General features: G+C 71.1%; 20 protein-coding genes and 1 pseudogene. 10 read left to right on the plus strand and 11 right to left on the minus strand.

Annotation, left to right across the window (positions count from 1 at the left end; all coding sequences use genetic code 11):
• Positions 1-34 precede the first annotated feature (34 nt).
• Complete coding sequence (locus KXC43_RS28815) at positions 35-3,517, plus strand: PAS domain-containing hybrid sensor histidine kinase/response regulator (protein WP_221379319.1); 3,483 nt, start codon at positions 35-37, stop codon at positions 3,515-3,517.
• A gap of 18 nt (positions 3,518-3,535) precedes the next feature.
• On the opposite strand, the gene KXC43_RS28820 is transcribed toward KXC43_RS28815, so the two are convergent.
• From KXC43_RS28820 to KXC43_RS28830, 3 genes are all read right to left on the minus strand, one after another.
• Positions 3,536-4,087, minus strand: a complete 552-nt coding sequence (locus KXC43_RS28820; RefSeq protein WP_221379320.1) for a hypothetical protein — start codon at positions 4,085-4,087, stop codon at positions 3,536-3,538.
• Between the two features lie 4 nt (positions 4,088-4,091).
• Positions 4,092-5,897: a serine/threonine-protein kinase gene (locus KXC43_RS28825; RefSeq protein WP_221379321.1), complete on the minus strand. Its 1,806-nt coding sequence runs from the start codon at positions 5,895-5,897 to the stop codon at positions 4,092-4,094.
• A gap of 109 nt (positions 5,898-6,006) precedes the next feature.
• The gene (locus KXC43_RS28830) at positions 6,007-7,389 is read right to left on the minus strand and encodes a cation:dicarboxylate symporter family transporter (RefSeq protein WP_221379322.1); all 1,383 of its coding nucleotides are present in this window, start codon (positions 7,387-7,389) and stop codon (positions 6,007-6,009) included.
• Between the two features lie 80 nt (positions 7,390-7,469).
• Here KXC43_RS28830 and KXC43_RS28835 point away from each other — a divergent pair, with 80 nt between their 5' ends.
• Positions 7,470-9,044, plus strand: a complete 1,575-nt coding sequence (locus KXC43_RS28835; RefSeq protein ID WP_221379323.1) for an ATP-binding protein — start codon at positions 7,470-7,472, stop codon at positions 9,042-9,044.
• The gene (locus tag KXC43_RS28840) at positions 9,041-9,727 is read left to right on the plus strand and encodes a response regulator (RefSeq protein ID WP_221379324.1); all 687 of its coding nucleotides are present in this window, start codon (positions 9,041-9,043) and stop codon (positions 9,725-9,727) included. The genes KXC43_RS28835 and KXC43_RS28840 overlap by 4 nt, the downstream gene beginning before the upstream one ends.
• Here KXC43_RS28840 and KXC43_RS28845 read toward each other — a convergent pair.
• Positions 9,724-10,239: a DUF1440 domain-containing protein gene (locus KXC43_RS28845; RefSeq protein ID WP_221379325.1), complete on the minus strand. Its 516-nt coding sequence runs from the start codon at positions 10,237-10,239 to the stop codon at positions 9,724-9,726. The two genes, KXC43_RS28840 and KXC43_RS28845, sit on opposite strands and share 4 nt — an antisense overlap.
• A 133-nt stretch (positions 10,240-10,372) precedes the next feature.
• Here KXC43_RS28845 and KXC43_RS28850 point away from each other — a divergent pair, with 133 nt between their 5' ends.
• On the plus strand, positions 10,373-10,819 hold the full coding sequence (locus KXC43_RS28850) for a MarR family winged helix-turn-helix transcriptional regulator (protein WP_221379326.1): 447 nt from the start codon (positions 10,373-10,375) through the stop codon (positions 10,817-10,819).
• Positions 10,820-10,908: 89 nt separating this feature from the next.
• Here the strand turns inward: KXC43_RS28850 and KXC43_RS28855 are convergent, their stop codons facing one another.
• Positions 10,909-11,667 carry a cation diffusion facilitator family transporter gene (locus tag KXC43_RS28855; RefSeq protein WP_221379327.1) on the minus strand — a complete coding sequence of 253 codons (759 nt, stop codon included), beginning with the start codon at positions 11,665-11,667 and terminating at the stop codon, positions 10,909-10,911.
• A gap of 196 nt (positions 11,668-11,863) precedes the next feature.
• Entirely contained in the window at positions 11,864-12,193 is a 330-nt protein-coding gene (locus tag KXC43_RS28860) for an ArsR/SmtB family transcription factor (RefSeq protein WP_221379328.1), read from the minus strand.
• A 780-nt stretch (positions 12,194-12,973) separates the two neighbouring features.
• Here KXC43_RS28860 and KXC43_RS28865 point away from each other — a divergent pair.
• Positions 12,974-13,306 (plus strand): hypothetical protein, encoded by a 333-nt coding sequence (locus KXC43_RS28865; protein WP_221379329.1) that lies wholly within the window; start codon positions 12,974-12,976, stop codon positions 13,304-13,306.
• 60 nt (positions 13,307-13,366) lie between these two features.
• On the opposite strand, the gene KXC43_RS28870 is transcribed toward KXC43_RS28865, so the two are convergent.
• Both KXC43_RS28870 and KXC43_RS28875 read right to left on the minus strand, forming a co-directional pair.
• Positions 13,367-13,723 carry an iron chaperone gene (locus KXC43_RS28870; RefSeq protein ID WP_221379330.1) on the minus strand — a complete coding sequence of 119 codons (357 nt, stop codon included), beginning with the start codon at positions 13,721-13,723 and terminating at the stop codon, positions 13,367-13,369.
• Positions 13,724-13,728: 5 nt separating this feature from the next.
• Complete coding sequence (locus tag KXC43_RS28875; RefSeq protein ID WP_221379331.1) at positions 13,729-14,523, minus strand: SDR family NAD(P)-dependent oxidoreductase; 795 nt, start codon at positions 14,521-14,523, stop codon at positions 13,729-13,731.
• A gap of 64 nt (positions 14,524-14,587) precedes the next feature.
• On the opposite strand from KXC43_RS28875, the gene KXC43_RS28880 reads away from it, so the two are divergent.
• Together KXC43_RS28880 and KXC43_RS28885 are read left to right on the plus strand one after the other, a co-directional pair.
• On the plus strand, positions 14,588-15,172 hold the full coding sequence (locus tag KXC43_RS28880; protein ID WP_221379332.1) for a TetR family transcriptional regulator: 585 nt from the start codon (positions 14,588-14,590) through the stop codon (positions 15,170-15,172).
• A 251-nt stretch (positions 15,173-15,423) separates the two neighbouring features.
• Positions 15,424-16,059, plus strand: coding sequence for a cupin domain-containing protein (locus KXC43_RS28885; RefSeq protein ID WP_221379333.1), 636 nt, complete (start codon positions 15,424-15,426; stop codon positions 16,057-16,059).
• Positions 16,060-16,186: 127 nt separating this feature from the next.
• On the opposite strand, the gene KXC43_RS28890 is transcribed toward KXC43_RS28885, so the two are convergent.
• Positions 16,187-16,933 carry a PIG-L deacetylase family protein gene (locus KXC43_RS28890; protein WP_221379334.1) on the minus strand — a complete coding sequence of 249 codons (747 nt, stop codon included), beginning with the start codon at positions 16,931-16,933 and terminating at the stop codon, positions 16,187-16,189.
• A 28-nt stretch (positions 16,934-16,961) separates the two neighbouring features.
• Positions 16,962-17,912 (minus strand): helix-turn-helix transcriptional regulator, encoded by a 951-nt coding sequence (locus KXC43_RS28895; RefSeq protein ID WP_221379335.1) that lies wholly within the window; start codon positions 17,910-17,912, stop codon positions 16,962-16,964.
• Positions 17,913-17,953: 41 nt separating this feature from the next.
• Here KXC43_RS28895 and KXC43_RS28900 point away from each other — a divergent pair, with 41 nt between their 5' ends.
• Positions 17,954-18,481 carry a DinB family protein gene (locus KXC43_RS28900; RefSeq protein ID WP_221379336.1) on the plus strand — a complete coding sequence of 176 codons (528 nt, stop codon included), beginning with the start codon at positions 17,954-17,956 and terminating at the stop codon, positions 18,479-18,481.
• On the plus strand, positions 18,478-18,939 hold the full coding sequence (locus KXC43_RS28905) for a VOC family protein (protein ID WP_221379337.1): 462 nt from the start codon (positions 18,478-18,480) through the stop codon (positions 18,937-18,939). The genes KXC43_RS28900 and KXC43_RS28905 overlap by 4 nt, the downstream gene beginning before the upstream one ends.
• Positions 18,940-18,985: 46 nt before the next feature.
• Here KXC43_RS28905 and KXC43_RS28910 read toward each other — a convergent pair.
• Positions 18,986-20,245: pseudogene (locus KXC43_RS28910) on the minus strand (M14 family metallopeptidase); the annotation flags it as partial.
• Between the two features lie 293 nt (positions 20,246-20,538).
• On the opposite strand from KXC43_RS28910, the gene KXC43_RS28915 reads away from it, so the two are divergent.
• Positions 20,539-21,129: a bifunctional 4-hydroxy-2-oxoglutarate aldolase/2-dehydro-3-deoxy-phosphogluconate aldolase gene (locus KXC43_RS28915; protein ID WP_221379339.1), complete on the plus strand. Its 591-nt coding sequence runs from the start codon at positions 20,539-20,541 to the stop codon at positions 21,127-21,129.
• Positions 21,130-21,193: the final 64 nt, after the last annotated feature.

A 21,193-nucleotide genomic window follows, 5' to 3' on the forward strand; every position in this document is an offset into this window, starting at 1 on the left:
AAAGCATGAAAGATCCCTTGTACGGTTATTCACCGTGAGTAGTCGACATGTCGCGACCGCGGTCGTCGCCACGGGGAGCCTGGTCTGGGCCTGGCGCCGCCTCGTCCGCCGCCACGACCGCCGGCGCCTCGAGCGGTACATCCACCTCGCGGCCATCCTCGAGGAGACAGCCGCGCCGGCCTTCGTCAAGACGCTCGACGGGCGCTACCGGGTCGTCAGCCCCGCCTACGAGCGGCTGCACGGGATCACCGGCGCGGCCGGGCGCTTCGACCACGAGATGCACTCGCCGGACCGGATGGCCGAGATCCACCGGCACGACACGGACGTGCTCGGCGGCAACGGCCCGGTCGCGTACGAGGAGGAGCTGGACGGCCGCTGGTTCGTGACCACCCTGCACGCGCTGCGCGACGGGCGCGGCCGCCCGTACGCGATCTTCGGCGCCGGCGTCGACGTGACCCAGCTGCGCCTGGCCGAGGGCAAGTTCCGCAGCCTGCTCGACGCGTCGCCCGAGGCGATGGTCTGCGTCAGCGGCGACGGCCGGATCGTGCACGCGAACGGCCGCGCGGTGGAACTTTTCCGCTACCGGCGCGACGAGATGGTGGGCGCGGCGATCGAGACGCTGGTGCCCGGGGCCAGCCGCAAGGTCCACGTACAGCATCGCAACCGATACTTCGCCAGCCCGTCGGCCCGGCCGATGGGCGAGGGCATGCTGCTGACCGCCCAGCGCAAGGACGGCACCGAGTTCCCGGTCGACGTCAGCCTCTCCCCCGTGCAGGCCGAGGGCAAGACGATGGTGCTGGCGGCGATCCAGGACGTCTCCGCACGCCGCATGCAGGGGCACACGAACGCGCGCCTGGCCGCGATCGTCGAGTCGTCGAACGACGCGATCGTCAGCAAGGCCCTCGACGGCACGATCCAGACCTGGAACTCCGGCGCCGAACGGCTCTACGGCTACACCGCGGCCGAGATGATCGGGCACGATGTCACCCGGCTGCTGCCGCCCGACCGGCTCGACGAGGAGAAGCACCTGCTGGCCCGGGTGACCCGGGGCGAGACGATACCTCAGCACGAGACCCGGCGGATGCGCAAGGACGGCCGGATCATCGAGGTCTCGCTGAGCATGGCTCCGATGCGCGACGACGAGGACCGGATCATCGGGGCCTCCACGGTGGCCCACGACATCACCGCCCGCGTCAAGGCCGAGAACCGGCTGCGGGTCGAGCGCGAACAACTCGAGATGATCATGTCGGCGGCGGCCGACCCGTTCTTCTCGATGGATGCCGACGGCGTCATCACGGAGTGGAACCGGCAGGCCGAGCAGGTCTTCGGGTGGCCCCGCGAGCAGATCGTCGGACGCAACGTCGCCGACACCGTGTTGCCGGCCCGGTACAGCCAGGCCCTGGGGCGATTCCTCGAGGGCCGGTGGGACTGGCTGCTCGACCGGCCGACCGAGATGCTCGCCCGGCACCACGACGGCCGGGAACTGCCGATCGAGCTGACCATGTGGCGCATCCGGCACGACGGCTGCGCGCACCTGCACGCCTTCGCCCGCGACATCAGCGCCCGTCTCGAGACCGAGCAGGCGCTGGCCGAGGCCCGCGACCAGGCCATCGAGACGGCCCGGCTCAAGTCACAGTTCCTGGCCTCGATGAGCCACGAGATCCGCACGCCGATGAACGGGGTCATCGGCCTGACCAGCCTGCTGCTCGGATCCACCCTCGACGATCAGCAACGACGATACGTGGAAGGGATCAGCACGGCCGGTTCGGCGTTGCTGTCGGTCATCAACGACGTGCTCGACTTCTCGAAGCTGGAGGCGGGCAAGGTGCTGCTGGACGACACCAACTTCCAGCTGCGCCACCTCGTCGACGACGTGGTCGCCCTGGTCGCGCCGCCCGGCACGGCCCACACGGTCACGATCACCGGCGCGTGCGACCCGCGCCTGCCCGAGACGGTCAGCGGGGACGCGGCCAAGCTGCGCCAGGTGCTGCTGAACCTCGCCGGCAACGCCATCAAGTTCACCGCGTACGGCAATGTCTCCATCACCGTCACTCCCGACGCCGGCCTGCAGGCGGGCCCCGACGGCATTCCCGTTCGGTTCGAGGTGCGCGACACCGGCATCGGCATCGACCACCGCGAGCAGGAGAAGCTGTTCGAGCCGTTCACCCAGGCCGACGCGGGCACGACCCGGCGGTTCGGCGGCACCGGGCTGGGGCTGGCCATCTCGCGCGACCTGGTCGAGCTGATGGGCGGCGCCATCGGCGTGCAGAGCGAGCCCGGCCAGGGCAGCACGTTCTGGTTCACGGTGAGGTTGCGGCCCGCCCGCGCCGGCGTCGACGTCGCGTCCAGCCACGCCCTCGACGGCCTGCGGGTGGTGATCGTCGACGAGGACGAGACCGACCGGGCCGTGCTGGCCGACCAGCTGGCAGCCTGGTCGATGCAGGCGACCGGCGTCGAGAGCAGCGAGGCCGCGTACCAGATCCTGCGCGACGCCGCCGCCACCGGCCGCCCCATCGACCTGGTCATCCAGGACGTGCACACGGCCGGCCTGAGCACCGCGGCCCCCGAGGGCACGCCCGTGCCGAAGACCATCCTGCTCACGAACGACCCCACGGCCCTGCCGTCCGAACCCGACCCGCAGGCGGTGTCGGCCGCCTTCACCAAGCCACTGCGCCAGTCCCAGCTGTACGACGCCCTGGTCGGCGTCCTGGACGTGGCCGAGTCCCCGGCCGAGACGCCGTCGCTGCCTGCCGCCGGCCGGGGCCACGTGCTGCTGGTCGAGGACAACGAGATCAACCGCACGGTGGCCCTCGGCATCCTGGCCAACGTGGGCTACAGCGCCGACGTCGCCGTGAACGGCCGCGAAGCGGTGCGGATGGCCGCCGCCCGCGACTACCAGCTCATCTTCATGGACTGCCTGATGCCCGAGATGGACGGCTTCGCCGCCACGGCCGAGATCCGCCGCCAGGAGGGCCCGGGCCGCCACGTGCCGGTCATCGCCCTGACCGCCAGCGCCCTGGCCGAGGACCGGGCCCGCTGCCTGGCCGCGGGCATGGACGAGCACATAGCCAAGCCCCTGGTGCCGGCCCAGGTGGCCGCCGCCCTGGCCAAGTGGGCCGTCCCCGCGGCTGCCGGCGGCTCCGGCGTGCTCGCCCAGATCGAGGCCCGCCTGGACCAGCTACGCGGCCCCGACCCGGCCCACAGCGCCCCCGTCATCGAGGGCCTGCTCCGCAAGATGATCGACCGCATCCCCGGCCACATCGAGAAGATGAGCCAGGCCCTGGCCCTCGACGACGCCCCCACCCTGCGCAACGAGGCCCACCAACTGAAAGGCATCATGGCCAACATCGGCGCCGCCTCCGCCGCCGACGCCTGCGGCCACGTGGAAGATCAGGCCCGCCTGGGCGACCTCAACACGGCGGTGGAAGCGCTGGCCGCCCTGCACCCCGAGATCGACGCCGTCCGCGACGCCGTGGACATCATTCTTCGCACGCCCGCGGGTACGAGGCCGGCCTGACCTGCGACCACCGGATCGTCAGGCGCGCTCGAGGTGGGCTGCCATCGCCGTCATGAGGCGCTCGCGGGCGTCGACCTCCTTCAGCCGGGCGTCGGTGGCCTGCCGGCGCCACATGTCGCGCGGGCTGTGGATGTCGCGCGTGCTCGCGGTGGGTTCCTCGCCCGCCTCGGACTGCTTGCTCAGCGCGTACCGGAGCTTCTCGTGGCGGTCGAGCCACGCCTCGAACGCCTCGCGCACGGCGGGCTCGGCGAACAGTCCGACCAGCACACGGGCGCGCACCAGGTCCTCGTCGTCCGCGCCGGCTGTGCTGACCCGCACCACCGTCGTCGCGATCTCGACGTACGAATCCTCGAGCCGGCGGTCGCGGCGGTCGGCCCCGGCCTGGATGTGGCGCAGTTCCTCCAGCCGGCGGCCCTGGTCGCCGGTCAGTTCGGCCAGCGCCTCGGCGTGCCGGTTGCTCTCGCGCGCGAGCTCGGCGGTCTGCCGCTGGCTGCGTACGCTCGTGGCCCAGCCGAAGAGCAGGCCGGCCACCGCCACCACCCCGCTGCCGACCGGCGTGATCCAGTCCATCGGGTCAGTCGGCGCAGTAGCGGCCGTCGTAGGCGGAGCCGTCGATGACGCCGCCCCACTTGACGCACGAGCCGTCCGCCACCGGGCCCGCCTTGGCGCCGCCCGCGGAGAACTCGTCCTTGCGCCGGTCGCTGGCCCGCGGCTGCCCGTCGACCTCGGCGTAGGCCGACATGGAGATCTTCTTGCCGTTGCTGACGCTGCGAAGCGTGACCGTGCAGACCTGCTCGCCCTCGTTCAGCGAGAGCAGGAGGACCTGCCCGACCTCCTGGCCGTCGCCGTCGCGCACCTTGCCCTGGTCGACCTCCTGGAAGTCGTCGCCGCAGAGCGCCTCGGCGGTGATCGGGTTCTCGGTCTCGGTCTCGCTCGGCTCCGGTTCCGGGGATTCCGTGGTCTCGGTCGGTTCCGGCGCCGGGTTCTTCGTGCGCGGGGTCGAGGCGGGCTTGCGGGTCTTGGGCGGCTTGGTCGACGGGCTGGTGTCGCCGGCGATCACCCCGTTCGACGACGTGTCCTCGCCCGCGCTGTCGGACATGGCGAAGGCCACCCCGATGCCGCCCACGCCCACCACGACCGCGGCGATGGCCGACGCCAGGACGATGTTGCGGCGACGGTTGCGACCGGCGGACGAGCCGGAGCCCGGACCCGGACCGAAACCGCGGTCGGAGTCGGCCACGCCGGCGCCCGGCAGCGGGATCGCCACCGCCCCGGCAGCGGGCATCCGGCCCGAGGACGTGCCGTAGCCGGCTTGCGGCGGCACCCCGGCCGAGGCGCGACCGGCCTGGTAGCCACCGGACGACACCGGGCGGGCCGATCCCGTGTTCTGGTAGCCGGGCGACACCGGCCGGGCGGAGCCGGTGTTCTGGTAGCCGCGCGGCGGCACCGCCGGAGCGGGCATGCGGCCCGAGGTGGCCGGGCCGGGCTGGCCGTACGGGCGGGTGGCCTGGGTGTTCGTCGGGCCCTGGAAGCGGGTCGCCTGGGTGTTCGGCGGGCGGCCCGGGGAACGAGCCACGGTGGCCATCTCGGCCGCGCTCGAGAAACGCTGCGACGGCTCCTTGGCCAGGGCGCGCAGCACCAGGGCGGCCACCGGCGGCGGCACGTCGGCGGGCAGGGTCGGCAGATCGCCGTACACCAGCTGGGACATGACCTGCAGCGGGTTGTCACCGACGTAGGGCGGGCGGCCGGTGAGGCAGCAGTAGGCGACGGCGCCGAGGGCGTACACGTCGGTCTGCGGGCCGATCTTCTTGGCCTCGGCCTGCTCGGGGGCCATGTAGTTGACCGAGCCGAGCACCACGTTGGTGCCGGTCAGCCCGGCCCCGGCGGCGGAGCGGGCGACCCCGAAGTCGACCAGCACGATCGCGCCGTTGCGGCGGACCAGCAGGTTGGCCGGCTTGACGTCGCGGTGCACGATGCCCGCCTCGTGGGCGACCTGCAGCGCGTCGGCCACCTGGGCCACGATCGTCATCGTCTCGCCCGGGCTGAGCCGGCCCGCCTGCTCGATGCGCTTGGCCAGCGAGATGCCCTCGATGAACTCCATCACCAGGTAGTCGGTGCGGTTCCCCCCGACCTGGGCGTTCTCGCCGTAGTCGTACACCTGCACGATGCCGGGGTGGCGCAGCGCGGCCATCATGCGGGCCTCGGTGCGGAACCGCTGCAGGAACTCGCGGTCGGCCATCAGGGCGGGCAGGATCGTCTTGACGGCGATCGGCCGGTGGAGCATGAGGTCCTCGCCCCGCCAGACCTCACCCATGCCACCGGCGGCGATCCGCTGGGTCAAGCGATAACGGTCGTTGAGCATGGTTCCCGGGGACAGCACCCGGACATGCTACTCAAGCCGAACAACCCCGAAAGGGAGCGGCCCGGCCGACTCCGTGGGGACGGAGTGGGCCGGGCCGCGGGGAGCGCCGGAGGGTTGACCCGCTGGGTCAGGCCTTCCCGGCCGGCGCTGGTTCGAGCGCGGTGTCGGCGGGCGGAGGCGGAGCGTCATCGTCCGAATGCGGATCGTCGAGCATGGTGGCCTCGTCGAACGGGTCCTCGCCGGTCAGCACCGCGCGGGTCTTGTCGCGGTCGATCTCGTTGGTCCAGGTGCCGACCAGGACGGTGGCGACCGCGTTGCCGGCGAAGTTGGTCAGCGCCCGGGCCTCGGACATGAACCGGTCGATGCCCACGATCAGGCCGACGCCGTCGACCAGTTCGGGGCGGTGGCTCTGCAGGCCGCCGGCCAGCGTGGCCAGGCCGGCGCCGGTGATGCCGGCCGCGCCCTTGGAAGCGATGATCATGAACACCAGCAGCGAGATCTGCTCGCCGATGTTCAGCGGCTGGTCCAGCGCCTCGGCGATGAACAGCGAGGCCATGGTCAGATAGATGGCCGTGCCGTCGAGGTTGAAGGAGTAGCCGGTCGGGACGGTGATGCCGACGACCGGCTTGCTGACGCCGAGGTGCTCCATCTTGGCGATCAGCCGGGGCAGCGCCGACTCCGACGACGAGGTCGACAGGATCAGCAGGAACTCGCGGCCCAGGTACTTGAGCAGCGAGAAGATGTTCATCCGGGCGACCAGCCAGAGGATCACCGCGAGGATGACGAAGACGAAGATCGCGCAGGTGACGTAGAAGCCGAGCATGATCTGCGCGAGGCTCTTGAGCGCGTCCACCCCGGTCTCGCCGACCACCGCCGCGATCGCGCCGAACGCGCCGATCGGGGCCAGCCACATGATCATGGCGAGGATCTTGAAGACCAGTCGCTGGATGGTCGTGATGGCTCGCAGCACCGGCTCGCCCCGGCGGCCCATGCCCTGCACCGCGAAGCCGACCAGCAGCGCCACGAGCAGCGTCTCCAGGACCTCACCGTCGGTCAGCGACGACAGCAGGCTGTTGGGGATGATGCCGAGGATGAAATCGGCCAGGCTCTCGTCGGCCGCGCCGCCCGCCGCCTTCTGACCGGCCGCCGCCGCGTCCGGGTCGAGGTGCAGCCCGGCGCCGGGGTGGATGATGTTGCCGACCACGAGGCCGATCGCGAGGGCCACGGTCGACATGACCAGGAAGTAGCCGAGGGCCAGACCACCGACGCGGCCGACCTTGGCCGCCTGCCGGATCGAGCCGACGCCCAGCACGATGGTGCAGAAGATGACCGGGGCGATCATCATCTTGATCAGGTTGACGAAGCCGGTGCCGATCGGCTTGAGCTCCTTGGCGACATCCGGAACCACGAGGCCGAGCACGATGCCGGCCACGACCGCCGCGATGACCGCCAGGTAGAGGTAGTGCGTTCTGTCCCGCCTGACCCGCGGGGTGGGGCTCTGGGTCTCCATGGAGCAGACTGTGTCCTGCGTCTCAGCTCGAGGGCGACATTGCGTTCATTCTGTTTACTGCCGGGAACCGGAACCGAAACATGCCTTTAGCAAGACGGTGGAGCATCGCGCGCCAGCTCTTCGTGCTCCAGGCGCTGGTGGTGACGGCCCTGGTCGCGATCGGCACGGCCGGAGCGGTGCTGCTGGCCCGCGACGACACCGAGCAGGCGGCCATCGACCAGGTCACCGGCATCGCCCAGGCGATCGCCCACAATCCTCTGGTCATCGAAGCGGTGCGCGGCCCCGATCCGTCCGAGGTGCTGCAGCCGTACGCCGAAAGCGTCCGCCTGGCCACCGGCACCGACTTCATCGTGGTGATGGCGACCGACCGCACCCGGTACACGCACACCAATCCGCAGCTGATCGGCCGGCGGTTCATCGGGACGATCCAGGACGCGCTCGACGGCGGCACGGTGATCGAGAAGAGCGTCGGCACTCTCGGTGAATCCGTGCGCACGGTGGTGCCGGTGCGGGACGACAGCGGCCGGGTGATCGCGCTCGTGTCGGTCGGCATCAGGACCCACGCGATCAACCAGAAACTGCTGAGCCGCACGCCCGCTGTGGCCATCCCGACGGCGCTGGCGCTGCTGCTTGCGGCGGCCGGGTCGTGGCTGCTCAGCCGTCGGCTGCGACGCCAGACGCACGGCCTGGGACCGGCCGAGATGACCCGGATGTACGAGTATCACGACGCGGTGCTCCACTCGGTGCGCGAGGGTCTGGTCGTGGCCGACCGCTCCGGGCAGGTGACGCTGGTCAACGACGAGGGCCGGCGGCTGCTGGGCGACGGCGACCTGCCGCCCGAGATCAGCGAGCTGCTCGCCTCGAAGACAACGGTCGAGGACGAGCCGGTGCTGGCCGGCGACCGCATCCTGGTCGCGAACCAGCGGGTGATCCGCTCGGAGGGACAGACCGTCGGCACGGTGCTGACGCTGCGCGACCACACCGAGTTGCGCGCGCTGGCCGGCGAGCTCGACTCCGTCCGCGGCCTGACCGAGGCGCTGCGCGCGCAGGCCCACGAGTCCGCCAACCGGCTGCACACCGTGCTCACCATGGTCGAACTGGGCCGCACCGACGAGGCCGTGCGCCTGGCCACGGCCGAGCTCGAGGTGGCGCAGCAGCTGACCGATCAGGTGGTGGGCGCGCTCAGCGAGCCCGCGCTGGCCGCCCTGCTGCTGGGCAAGTCGGCCCAGGCCGCCGAGCGCGGCGTGCAACTGGTGGTGGACGATGCTTCCCGGCTCGGCAGCACCCCGCTGCCCAGCCGTGATCTGCTCACCGTGGTCGGCAACCTGGTCGACAACGCGCTGGAGGCGGTGGCCGGCACCGAGCCGCCGAGGGAGGTGACAGTGCTGGTGGTCGAACGGGACGGAGCTGTCCTCGTGCGGGTGGGCGACACCGGGCCCGGGCTGTCGTCAGCCGACGCGTTCCAGCGGGGCTGGTCGACCAAGGCCGAGGGTCGCGGGCTCGGCCTGGCGCTGGTCAAGCAGGTGGTGGACCGGCACGGCGGCAGCATCGACCTGGCGGGGGCCGGGGGTGGGGGCGCGCTGATCACCGTACGGCTGCCGGTGCGCCCGCTTTCCGCAGCTCACTCGCTTCCCGCAGCGCCGGAGACCGCGTGAGCGCCATCCGGGTGCTCGTTGTGGAGGACGAGCCGCTTCTGGCTGAGGCCCACGCCGCGTACGCGGGAAGGGTCGAGGGCTTCGAGGTGGCCGCCGTCGCGCACACGGCGCAGCGGGCGATGGCCACGCTGCGCACGACACCGGTCGACCTGGTGCTGCTCGACCTGAACCTGCCCGACATGAACGGGCTCGAGCTGACCCGGGCCCTGCGCGCGGCCGGGATCAGCACCGACGTGCTGGTCGTGACGTCGGCGCGGGACCTGGCGGTGGTGCGTTCGGCGGTCTCGCTGGGCGTCACGCACTACCTGCTCAAGCCGTTCACGTTCGCCACCTTCCGGGAGAAGCTGCTGGGGTACGCCCGGTACCGGGCCCACATGCTCGGCGTGGAACCGGTCGCGGCACAGCACGAGATCGACCGCGCGTTCGCGGCGCTGCGCGGAGCCTCCCCCGACTCGCTGCCCAAGGGACTCGACCAGGGCACGCTCGACCTGGTGCTCGGCGTGCTGCGCGGCGCCGCCGAGGCGACCGGGCTGTCGGCGGCCGAGGTGGCCGCGCGGATGGGCGCCTCCCGGGTCACCGCGCGGCGCTACCTGGAGCATCTGGCCGAGGCCGGGCAGGTCGCGCGGAGCCCCCGCTACGGCGGGCCGGGGCGCCCCGAGGTCGAGTACCGCCGCGTCCGCTAGGAACGCGGGCTCAGGGTGGCGAAGGTCGCGGCGGTGGTGGTTCCGTAGACGAGGTGAGCGCTGAGGTCTTTGGCCAGCGTCACCCGGTCGTACTCGTAAATGGGCTTGTAGAGGCCCGCGGGCGGGAGCACCGCGTAGCCGGTGAGCCAGACGCCGGCGCCGAAGGGCGGGCCGTAGGTGACGCGCGGTTTCGGCAGCGAGCCGGCCAGCACTCCGTAGGCGGCGCCGTTGAGGATTCCGTAGCCCCAGTGCGTGATGTTGTTGACCAGCGCGGCCTGGCTGTCGGGGAGTTTGCGCTGGAAGAGGCCCTCGTACAGGCGGCGTCCGACCTGGGCCGGCGCGGGCGCGTCGTCCCAGGTCCGCACGGTTGACGAGAACTCCCAGGCGAGGAAGCCGTCCTGGCCGCCGCCGCGCTTGTATCGCCAGAAGAGCAGCGCGTCCATGGCGAGGGTGCCGACCGTGCCGGCGACGAGGCCGCGGATGACGGCGCCCAGAGGAGTCGTGCGGGTCATGGGTTTCCCTTCGTCGTGCTGGTTCCCCTCAGACTGCCCCCCGGCTGCGGGAATGGGGCTCGGCGTAACGGACGTCTCACTGCCGGCCCGGCCGTGCAGCGCATGAATGATTCGGCGTGGTTATCGTGAACCCATGGCAACCGAGAGGGCGATCACTCCGATGGGGACGGTCTCGTTCCGCCTCGGTCTGCTCGGGGTCGCGCAGGATGCGCTGTACGCGTCGCGGCTGGCGAGCCTCGAGCTGAAGCCGAAGCATGTGGCGCTGCTGTGCATCCTGCGGTTGCGGGCCGCCGGGTCCCAGATGGAACTGGCCGGCCTGCTCGGCGTGGCGCCCAGCCTGGTGGTGCTGCTGGCTGATCACCTCGAGGAGCGGGGTGCGATTCAGCGCGTACGCGACCCGGCCGACCGCCGCCGGCAGAGCCTCCGCCTGACCGAAAAGGGGCTGCGGCTGCTCGCGTCGGCGACCGAGGTGGCCGCCGAGCTGGACGAGGAACTGGCCGCCGCCCTGCCGGCAGCCGACCGGGCCGCGCTCAGCACCGCCCTGGATCGCCTGCTGGCGGCATCTCCGCACCGTTCCTGACCTCGGCCGCTCGTCACCACGGTGGACGGGCGCGGCCTTCGGGCAGCCCCGCCTGCGCTCTCACGCGAGCCGGGTGCGGCAGCTCTCGCTCAGTCCGCCGTGCAGCAGCCGTCGGCGCAACCAGTGGGTTCCTCGTTGTTTCCGCGGGCGATCGGTTCGGTCCTTCCGCCGGCGATCGGTTCGGCCTTTCCGCCGGCGATCGGTTCGGTCTTGCCGCCGGCGATCGGTGGGGTGCAGCAGGTGTCGCCGCGCCAGGCCTCCCGGCCTTCCTTGACCGCGACGGCGGCGATGATCAGGGCGGCGACCGGGTCGGCCCAGCTCCAGCCGAGCACGCTGTTGAGGGCCAGGCCGATCAGCAGGACTGCGGACAGGTAGGTGCAGAGCAGGGTCTGCTTCGAGTCGGCGACGGCGGTGCGGGAGCCCAGCTCGCGGCCGGCTCGGCGCTGCGCATAGGAGAGGCCGGGCATGACAGCCAGCGAGACGGCGGCCAGGAGCAGGCCGACCGTCGAGTGCCCGGCCTCGGAGCCGGTGAGCAGGGTGCGTACGGACTCGAAGGTGACGTAGGCGGCCAGCGCGAAGAACGACAGTGCGATGACGCGCAGCGCCGCCTTCTCGCGGGCCTCGGGGTCACGGCCGCTGAACTGCCACGCGACGGCCGCCGCCGAGGAGACCTCGATGACGGAGTCGAGGCCGAAACCGATCAGCGCGGTGGAGTTGGCGACGGTGCCGGCGGTGATCGCGACGACAGCCTCGATGACGTTGTAGGCGATCGTGATGCCGACCAGCAGGCGGATCCGGCCGGCCAGAACGGCACGCCGCGACGGGCTCGGACCGAGCTGGAGAACCATCAGCAACCACCCTTCATCTCACCGGCGACGCCGGGACGGCGACTCATCTCGCTGTCCCCATGGCCAGAACCACACCGAACCAGCCCGCCATCAGCAGGATCCCTTCGCCTCGCCGTCGCCGCCACGCGCAGCCAAGACCGAATCGGCCGACCATCAGCAGCCTTTCGTCTCGCTGCCCGACCGAATTGGCCGCTTGTCAGCAGCAGCCCTGGGTTTCGCTGTCGGGGCAGGCGGCCGGGTCGACCGCCAGGACCAGGCCGAGCAGGTCGCCCAGGGCGTGTCGCAGGCGGCTGTCGGCCAGCTCGTAACGGGTGCGGCGGCCCTCGGGCACGGCGACGACCAGGCCGCAACCGCGCAGACAGGACAGATGGTTGGACAGATTCTGCCGCGTGACGCCGAGCAGGTCGGCCAGCTCCGCCGGGTAACCGGGGGCGTCGCGCAGGGCCAGCAGCAGCCGCGCCCGGGTCGGATCGGACAACGCGTGACCGAATCGCGCGAGCACCTGGCCATGGGCGACTGTCTGCATGCGGCCGACAGTACAGCGCCTGCTGTATTCAGTGGAAGATGAATCAACAACTTATCTGAATCGGATTCCGACGCCGCACTGATCAGGATCCGGGCGATGTGGGATTCTTCCGCCATGACGACGCCGCAGCCGCCCGAGCCCCTCCAGCGCCCGACGCCCCCGCCCGGGCCGGACGCGGAGCCGGCAGCCGGCGAGTCGCCATCCCCACCCGACCCCGCGCCCGCGGGCGAAACTTTTCAGCCCAGCACGGCTCCCACAGCAAACGAGTCACCTCAGCCCGGTCCGGCGCCATCCCAGCCCGGCCCAGCCCCGAGAGCGAACGAACCGTTCACCACCGGCCCGACGCCGACAGCCGGCAATCCGTTCCAGCCCAGCGAGGCTCCGACAGCAGGCGATCCATTCCAGCGCGGACCAGCGCCAGGCGACCCATTTCAAGCGGGCCAGGCACCAACGGCCGGCGAATCGTTCCCGGCGAGCCAGCCACCAACGGCCGGCGACCCGTTCCACGCGAGCCAAGCGTCAACGGCAGGCGACCCGTTCCCAGCGAGCCAGCCACCAACAGGCGGCGACTCGTTCCGGCCCGGCCCAGCTCCAGGCGACCCGTTCCAGGCGAGCCAGGCGCCAACGGCCGGCGACCCGTTCCCGGCGGGGCAGGCGCCAACGGCCGGCGACCCGTTCCAGCCCGGCCCCGCCACCGGTGCGGGTGGACAGCAGGTTCAGAACGGCGGCGGAGCAGCGAAGCCGTCCCGGGCGTGGCTGGTCGGGGGCGCCGCGGGGGCGGTGGTCGGCGCGCTCGTCGTCGGGATTCTCTGGGCGGCCAGCTCGTTCGTCGGCGGCGGTGGCAGCGACGACGACGCGGCCGAGGACGCCGCGGCAGCGTGTGGGGTCTTCCAGCGCGTGCCCGACGACTGGAAGCAGGAGACCGTCACCGAGGAGAACACCTATCAGCTCGGCGGGGCCATCGCGCTGGCCCAGGCCGCCGGCCAGCGGGACGCGAAGTACCGCGCCCTCGCCACCCAGGCCCAGCAGGTGCAGCAGGCGGTCGTCACATTCGACATCGGCCGGGTCAACCAGCTGGTCGTCGACGTCCGCAACACCTGCGACGACCTCTGATCAGCACGGAGCCGAGGCGACGTCCCCTGATCAGCGCCGCGCCGAGGCGTCGATCTCTGATCAGCGCCGCGCCGAGGCGTCGATCTCTTCGCGCCGCCGCCGCACCAGGCCGTCGAAGGCCTCGTCGGGCAGCGGCCGCGCGTCGCTGAGCTTGATGCCGCCCTTGGTCGAGCGGTAGCCGTCGAGGTCGGCGACGACCGCGGCCACCACCTCGGCGCTGAACGGGAAGACCGAGTATCCGTGCTTGGCCGCCACGACGCTGATCAGCGGCTTTCCGCGGTAACGGTGCGCCGCCATGCCGTAGCTCGTGCCCTCTTCGGCCTCCGGCACGAGCTCGACCACCCGCTTCCGCAGCCGTTCCAGCATGGCGCGGGCCGGCTCGTCGACGCCCCCGATGTAGTCGGCCACCTCACCCATGGGTCTCATGCTGCCGTACGCCGCATGAGAACGCCGATCATCGCCGTGCTCTGCCGGCGGGTGAGCAGGATGCGGCCGGCCGCTGCCAGGAAACGGTTGGCCCGGCCGGCGATGACGCCGGGCTGCGCCTTGCGGCGGGACAGCGCTTCAAAAGCGGTCTCGACCACCTGCTCGGCGGTCATCCGACGACTGCCACCGTCCGCGGTGCCGCCCGCGACGTCGAAGAACTCGGTCTCGGTGGCACCCGGTGACAGGGCGAGCACGCGCAGGCCGGTGCCGCGCGACTCGTACCAGAGCGCCTCGGTGAAGCTGAGCACGAACGCCTTGGTCGCGCCGTAGACGGCCATCGTCGGGTTGCCCTGATAGGCCGCCATGCTCGCCACGTTGATCAGGAAGCCGTCGCCCCGGTGACGGAGGCGCTCGATGAACGTACGGCTGATGTCGACGACGCTCGTCACGTCGACCGCGATCTCCTGGCGCAGGCGCTCCGGGTCCTCCTCGTGGAAGGCGCCGTGGGTCGCGAAGCCGGCGTTGTTGACGACGCTGGTGATGTCGATGCCGCGGCGGCTCAGCTCTTCGTCGAGCGCGGCGCCGACTCCGGGCGTGCTCAAGTCGAGCAAGATCACATGCGTCCGGACCCCGTGCAGCGACGCGGCGAGCGCTTCGAGCCGGTCGCGCCGGCGGGCGACCAGCACAACGTCAGCCCCGCGGGCGGCGAGACCCCGGGCGAAGGCAGCGCCGATGCCTGAACTGGCCCCCGTGACGAGGACGGTCTGGTTGCGGTACTCGATCGGCTTCATGCTGGCACGGTAGGCCTGGTTGGCACTGAGTGTCAACTAGTCACTGCTCGCCTATACTGCTCGGATGGTCAACGAGGGGATGTGGAACCGCACCCGGCAGGCGGCGATCGGCGAGATCAGCGCGATCGCCATGGACCTGTTCCTGGAGCGCGGTTTCGAGGTGACGACTTTCGATGACATCGCCACGGCGGCCGGCATCTCGCGGCGATCGCTGTTCCGCTACTTCGGCACGAAGGAAGACATCGTCCTGGTCCACCTGGCCGACGAGGGCAAGCTCGCCCTGGAAGCCCTCGAGGCGCGCCCCGACGACGAGCCGGTGTGGACAGCACTGCTCAACGTGCTGCTGCTGATCGACGACGACGGCGGCGACCGCGAGCGTCTCCTCAAGATCTCCGAGATGATGTACGACGTCCCGTCGCTCCGGTCCCGCAGCCTCGAGAAGCATCTGCAGTGGCAGTCCGACCTGCTCCCCGAGGTGAAGCGCCGCCTCGGCGCCGCCTCCGGTGACCTCCAGGCCGCGGCCGTGATCGCCAGCGCCGTCGCCTGCCTCGACGCCGCCGGCGAGATCTGGACCAGATCGCGCGGCCAGATCCCCCTCAGCCATCTGCTGACCGACGCCTTCGACGCCGTGCAACAGGCCGCCCGCTGACGCCCGACCGCGTCGTGCGGCACGAAGCGTTCCCGTTACGTCCGCTGCAGCAGGGCGCGCGCCTCGGCCGGCGCCTTCATCTGCCCCTCGAAACCGTTTCCGATCGGATGCGCCGCGAGCATGCCGGGCGCCCGACACGCGTTCGAAAACGCTTGAGATCCTGCAGCGCCCGGTCAGGAGTGCGCCACACCTGGCATCCTGCCGTCGTCGCCGCTTTGACAGCGGAGGGTCCGGATGGTGTGGTGGTGCCCGTGAAGGGTCAGATTGTGCACTCGCCCGCCGGTGAGGAAGTTGTCCTCGACGACGTCGGTCAGACGGTGCTGCTGGACAACCCGGTCGTACGGGTGTGGGACGTGTCCTTGGAAGCCGGGGAGACCCACCCCTGGCACCTGCACCACAACCCCTACGTCGTTCTGAGCCTGGCCGGCTCGAAGGCGCGCATGGACTGGTTGGACGGCAGTGAGCCGCGCTTCCTCAACGAGTACCGCGGCGGCTCGGTCTATCGTCCGCTGTCGCCCGTGCACCGGCTCACCAACATCGGGGGCCGCTTCTATCAGAACCGGCTCGTGGAGTTGAAGGACCTCGGCGAGAACCTGCCGTCCCCGGTGGACGTGGGGCCGGGCGACCGGAGCGTCGAGGGCGAGCGGCCGGGGCCGGAACTGGCCGACGGCCGCCTGCCGGTGATCGACCACCCGCACGTCAAGGTGTGGACGGTCACCGTGGACGAGGGCCGCAAGCTCGACCTGGCCGACCTTCCGCACGTCGTGGCGGCGCTGGATCCGGGCGCCGACGGTGGCGTCTCGTTCCACCCGGGCGGGCCGCTGACACTGACCGAGCCGGGTGAGTGGTTCGTCCTCGAACTGACATACACCGCGTCCTCGAACTGACCGAGGGCCCATGCCCCAGCGGCCCGCCGCCGAGAGCCGATCCCACAGCGGCCCGCCGCCGAGAGCCGATCCGGCAGCCACCTGCCCGCCGATTCGATCGTGCGGCGGCCCGTTGCATCGTCACCGCTCAGTAGAGGTCGAAGCGGAAGACCTCGAAGCCGCTCGCGTACTTCGTGCCCATCTTGCTGCCGGCCTGCCGGGCGAAGCCCTCGAGAAACTCCTCGGCGTCGAAGTCGCCCGAACCGAGCCCGCGCAGATAGGCCGCGTGCGCCTCGAGTGAGCGCACGCCGAGGTCGAACGTGGCGGTCGTGTCCACACCGTGCTTCGCCTGTGGGGAGCCGGCCGCCCAGACCTGGCGGACGCCGCCCCACTTCTCCAGGCCCTCGTCGATCTGTTCGCGGAACACCCAGCGATTGGCCGCGTCGCGCACCGCGTCGAGCACGGCCCTGCCGGTGGCGATGTGGTCGGCCATGTTGAGCGCGGCGCCGTCCGGGTCCCAGCTGTCACGGAAGTTGTTGGTGATCACGATTTCCGGGCGGTGCACGCGGATCACCCGGGCCAGGACGCTTCGCAGCGTCACGCCGTACTCGATCACGCCGTCGGGCAGGCCCAGGAACTCCACCTGTTTCACGCCCACGATTTCCGCGGACGCCCGCTGCTCCACCTCGCGCACCGGGCCCGCCTCGTCCGGGTCCATGGCGTCGATGCCCGCCTCGCCGCTGGTGAGCAGCACGTACACCATGTCCTTGCCCTGCCCGGTCCACCGCGCGACGGCTGCCGCGGCGCCGAATTCCAGATCGTCGGGGTGGGCCACGATCGCCAGCCCTCGTTGCCAGTTCTCGTCGACGGGCTGCCACTGAACGTCATCGGTCATGGGCCCATCATGCGCCGGAAACCGCTCGTCAGGACCCGGCGATTCCGGCGCGGCGCAACCGGTCGGCCAGGACGCGGCAGCGCTCGCGCAGTTCGGGCGGGTCGAGCACCTCGAAATCGTGCCCGAGCAACACGATGTGCAGGAGGACGAAGTCGAGGCTGCCGGCGCCGCTGACGACCTCGCTGCCGCCGTCGCGCTCCCGCACGAGCGCGGCCGAGGCGGGAATCTGCGCGCGGACGGTCTCGAAGGGCGCGCGCACCAGGAACCGGGCCTGGTGCCGGTACACCCGGCTGGAAATGCTTTCCTGCACGTACGCGGCGGCGTCCGGGGCCTCGCGCGGGCGGAAGCGCCAGGTGCGGGCGGCGACATCGCTCATCCGGTCGAGGCGGAAGGTACGCCAGTCGTCGCGTTCCAGGTCGTACGCGAGCAGGTACCACCGCCGGTCGGAGGCGACCAGGCGGTAGGGCTCGACCCGGCGCCACCCGCCCTTGTAGGTGAACCCCGCTTCGACCCCGTCGCGGCAGGCGCGGGCCAGCGTCATCAGCACCTCGGAGTCGACCGGCGGACGGCCGCCCCCGAACGACTCGACCGCGCCGGCCAGCGCCTGCACCTCGTGGCGGAGCCGGACCGGCAGCACCCGGTCGAGCTTGGTCAGGGCGCTCAGGGCCGCGTCCCCGCCCTCCGCGCCGGCCAGGAGCGCGACCGCGGTGGCGATGGCCTCCTCGTCGTCGAGCAGCAGCGGTGGCAGGGCCTGGCCCGCGCCGAGCTGGTAGCCGCCGCCGACGCCCTGACCGGCGTGCACCGGGTAGCCGAGGGTGCGCAACCGCTCGACGTCGCGCCGCACGGTGCGGGTGGTGACACCGAGCCGGTCGGCCAGTTCGGGCCCGGTCCACACCCGTCGCTGCTGGAGCAGGCCGAGCAGGGCCAGCACCCGCTCGGTCGTGCCCCGGTCGTCCACAGATCCCAGTGTCGCAGACATAGCGGACCGATCCTGTCCTCGTTCCGTGTCAGGGTGTGCTCATGGACGTCAACTGGAACGAGACGCTGCGGGAGCAGTGGACCTGGCACTGGGACAACCAGTTGCGGGCGCGGCTCGACGGGCTGACCGACGACGAATACTTCTGGTCACCGGTGCCGGAGGCGTGGAGCGTGCGGCCGGACGAGCCCGGTGGTATCGACTTCGCCTTCCCCGAGCCGACCCCGCCCCCGTTCACCACGATCGCCTGGCGGCTGGGGCACGTGGTCGTGGGGGTGCTCGCGATGCGGAACGCCGCCCACTTCGGGACGCCCCAGGTGTCGTACGAGAAATGGTCTTATGCCGGGACCGCGGCGGAGGCCCTGTCTCAATTGGAGGAGCAGCTGGCCGTGTGGCTGGAAGGCGTTCGCAGCCTGGGCGAGGACGGCCTGGCCGAGCCGTGCGGCGCCAAGGAGCCGTACCCCGAACTGCCGATGGCCGCGCTGGTGCTGCACATCCACCGCGAGCTGATTCATCATCTGTCCGAGGTCTGCCTGCTGCGCGACCTCTATGTGAGAGGAGCCGGCCGATGAGCCGTCACATCCAAGTCACCTTCGACGCCCGGGATCCCGCGAAGCTGTCGTCGTTCTGGCGGGACGTACTGGGCTACGTGCATCCCGGGCCGCCCGGGGTCACGCTCGCGACGGGCGAGGATCCGCTGGCCGCGTGGGAAGTCTTCCTCGAGAAGCGCGGTGTGCCACCCGAGGCCCGCAACCAGGCCTCGGCCATCGAGGACCCGGACGGCGACGGCCCCCGCATCTTCTTCCAGCAGGTGCCGGAGGACAAGGTCGCGAAGAACCGGGTGCACCTGGACGTGCGGAATGCGCCCGGCCTCGAGGGCGACGAGCGGATGGCCGCCCTCGAGAAGGAATGCGACCGGCTGGTGGCGCTGGGCGGCAAGCGGGTGAGTCGTTCCGAGCCCGCTCCGCCGATGAGCCACGGCTTCATCGTGATGAACGACCCCGAGGGCAACGAGTTCTGCCTCGACTGAACGGGGGGCGGGAGCGTCGCCGGGCGACGCTCCCGCCGGCGGATCAGCAGTACGTGGACTGCTTGCCGATCACCTTGTACGGACAGTCCGCCACCTCGGCCAGCAGCAGCGCCGCCTCACGGTTGCGCGTGGTCTCGCGCGTGATCACGCTGGCCGGCGGATAGAAGCCGCCGCCCGACGCCGACCGCGGGTACAGCTCGAACGTGTACGCGAAGATCTTGTGCGTCCCCCACAGCCAGTCGAGCGAGTCACCGTCGGTGATGTACAGGTCGGACGACTGCTCGGCGGTGTAACCATTGGTCGCGGCCATCTGACGGCCGAATGTGGCGAACGTGTTGTAGTCGTCCGTGGTCATGCCGGTGGTGGTGTTCGCCGTGGTGTGACCGAAGGGCCAGAGCACGAGCTCGGAGTAGCTGTGGAAGTCCATGGCCGCGCGGATCTGCTGCTTGCCGCCCACTACCCGGCCGTTGACGAAGTCGCGGACGGCGCGGGTCTCGGGCGCGGAGAAGGCCGACGGCCCGCGGTAGGTCGCCGACGAGGTGCTGCCCGACGAACCGCCGCAGCAACCCCAGCGGTAGCCGTAGTTGCGGTTCAGGTCGGTGCCGATGTTCGACGAGCCGCTGTTGGGCTGCCGGTTCTTGCGCCACGAACGGTAGCTGCCGGTCGCGACGTCGTACTCGGAACCGTCCGGGTTGACCGACGGGATGACCCAGATCTCGCGGCTGTTCACGACGTTGCGGACCCGGGTGTCGCTCGCGTAGTTGTCGGTGAACAGGTGCAGCAGATAGATCGCCATCTCGACCGTGAGGTGCTCGCGAGCGTGGTGATTGGCGTCGTACAGGATCTCGGGCTCGCTCTCGTCGGCGCCGACGTTGTCCGAGATCTTCACGGCCACGATGTCGCGGCCCTCGTAGGTCCGCCCGATCGTGCGCTTGCTCGCGATCGACGGGTTGGCCGCGACGATCTGGTTCACCTCGGTGATCAGCTCGCTGTAGTTGTGGTAGGGCGCGTCCGACGGCGGGAAGTCGAACGTGCTCAGCACGGGCTGCACGGTGAAGCCCTGCCGCTGCAACGCCCGCACCTCGGCCGGGGTAGCGGTGACGGTGACAACGGCGTGCTCGACGCTGTCGATGGCCACGCCGGTGCGGGCGATCACGTTGCGCTGGCCTTGCTGGCGTACGTCGTGAATCTCGTACTGGGCCGGTTCGGCGCTCGCCGTCGGCGCGGCGTCGGCCGGCATGCCGGCGAGGATGGCGCCCAGCACAGCGACGGCGAGTGCGGCCGCGGTGGTGCGTCGTCGTCTCATGAACGACCTCCGGGTCGGGGGATGGTGCCCTCAGCCCACCACCGGCTGGAATTGATAGCAATCGATCAGGCCATGCCAGTCCGTACCTCTCACCGACGTGATGAGCGCATCAGATGACGACGGGACTCCCAGTACCGGCAGCCGGCCCGCGACTACCGCCGGGCGCGCCTGACCGCCAGAACGATGAGACCGACACCGAGGATGGCGGGAACACCGATCAGGCCCGCCTGGTGGTGGCGTTGCCGGGGCTGCTCTCGCATCATCGGTGACATCGCGAATCTCGAGGAGACGCTGTGAGCTTTGACGAAATCTTCGCCGGCCGGCGGGTCATGGCGATCCTGCGCGGCCTGTCACCGCGCGAGACGATCAGCGTCGCGGGGGCGTTGTGGGACGCGGGAGTGAGCGTCCTCGAGATCCCGATCGCCGAGCCCGAGGCCGTCGCATCGCTGCGCGCGGCGGACGGCGCGGCCCACGAGCGAGGCCTGCGGGTCGGCGCGGGCACGGTCATCACCGCCGACCAGGTCCGGGCGGCAGCAGAGGCGGGAGCGCAGTACACCGTCGCGCCCGGACTCGACTTGGACGTGCTCGCCGCCAGCGAGGCAGCCGGAATCCCGCACCTGCCCGGCGTGGGCTCAGCCACCGAGGTGCAGCGGGCCTGGCTGGCCGGCTGCCGCTGGCTCAAGGCCTTCCCCGCCGCCGCCCTCGGACCGGCCTGGATCTCCGGCCTGCTGGGCCCGTTCCCCGACGTCAACTTCGTAGCTACCGGCGGACTTTCCGTCGCCACCGCCCCCGTCTTCCTCGACGCCGGCGCCCGCGTCGCCGCTCTCGGCGCTGCCCTGGCCGACCCCTCGCAACGCGACCAGATCAGCGACCTCCTCACCTGAGGCCATCACAGCGGTGGTCCACCGAAGTGACGAGGGCCGTCACGCCGGGCGCGGCTAAGATCAT

It is taken from the genome of Paractinoplanes polyasparticus (assembly GCF_019710575.1).
In the GTDB taxonomy this organism is placed as follows: Bacteria; Actinomycetota; Actinomycetes; order Mycobacteriales; family Micromonosporaceae; genus Actinoplanes; species Actinoplanes polyasparticus.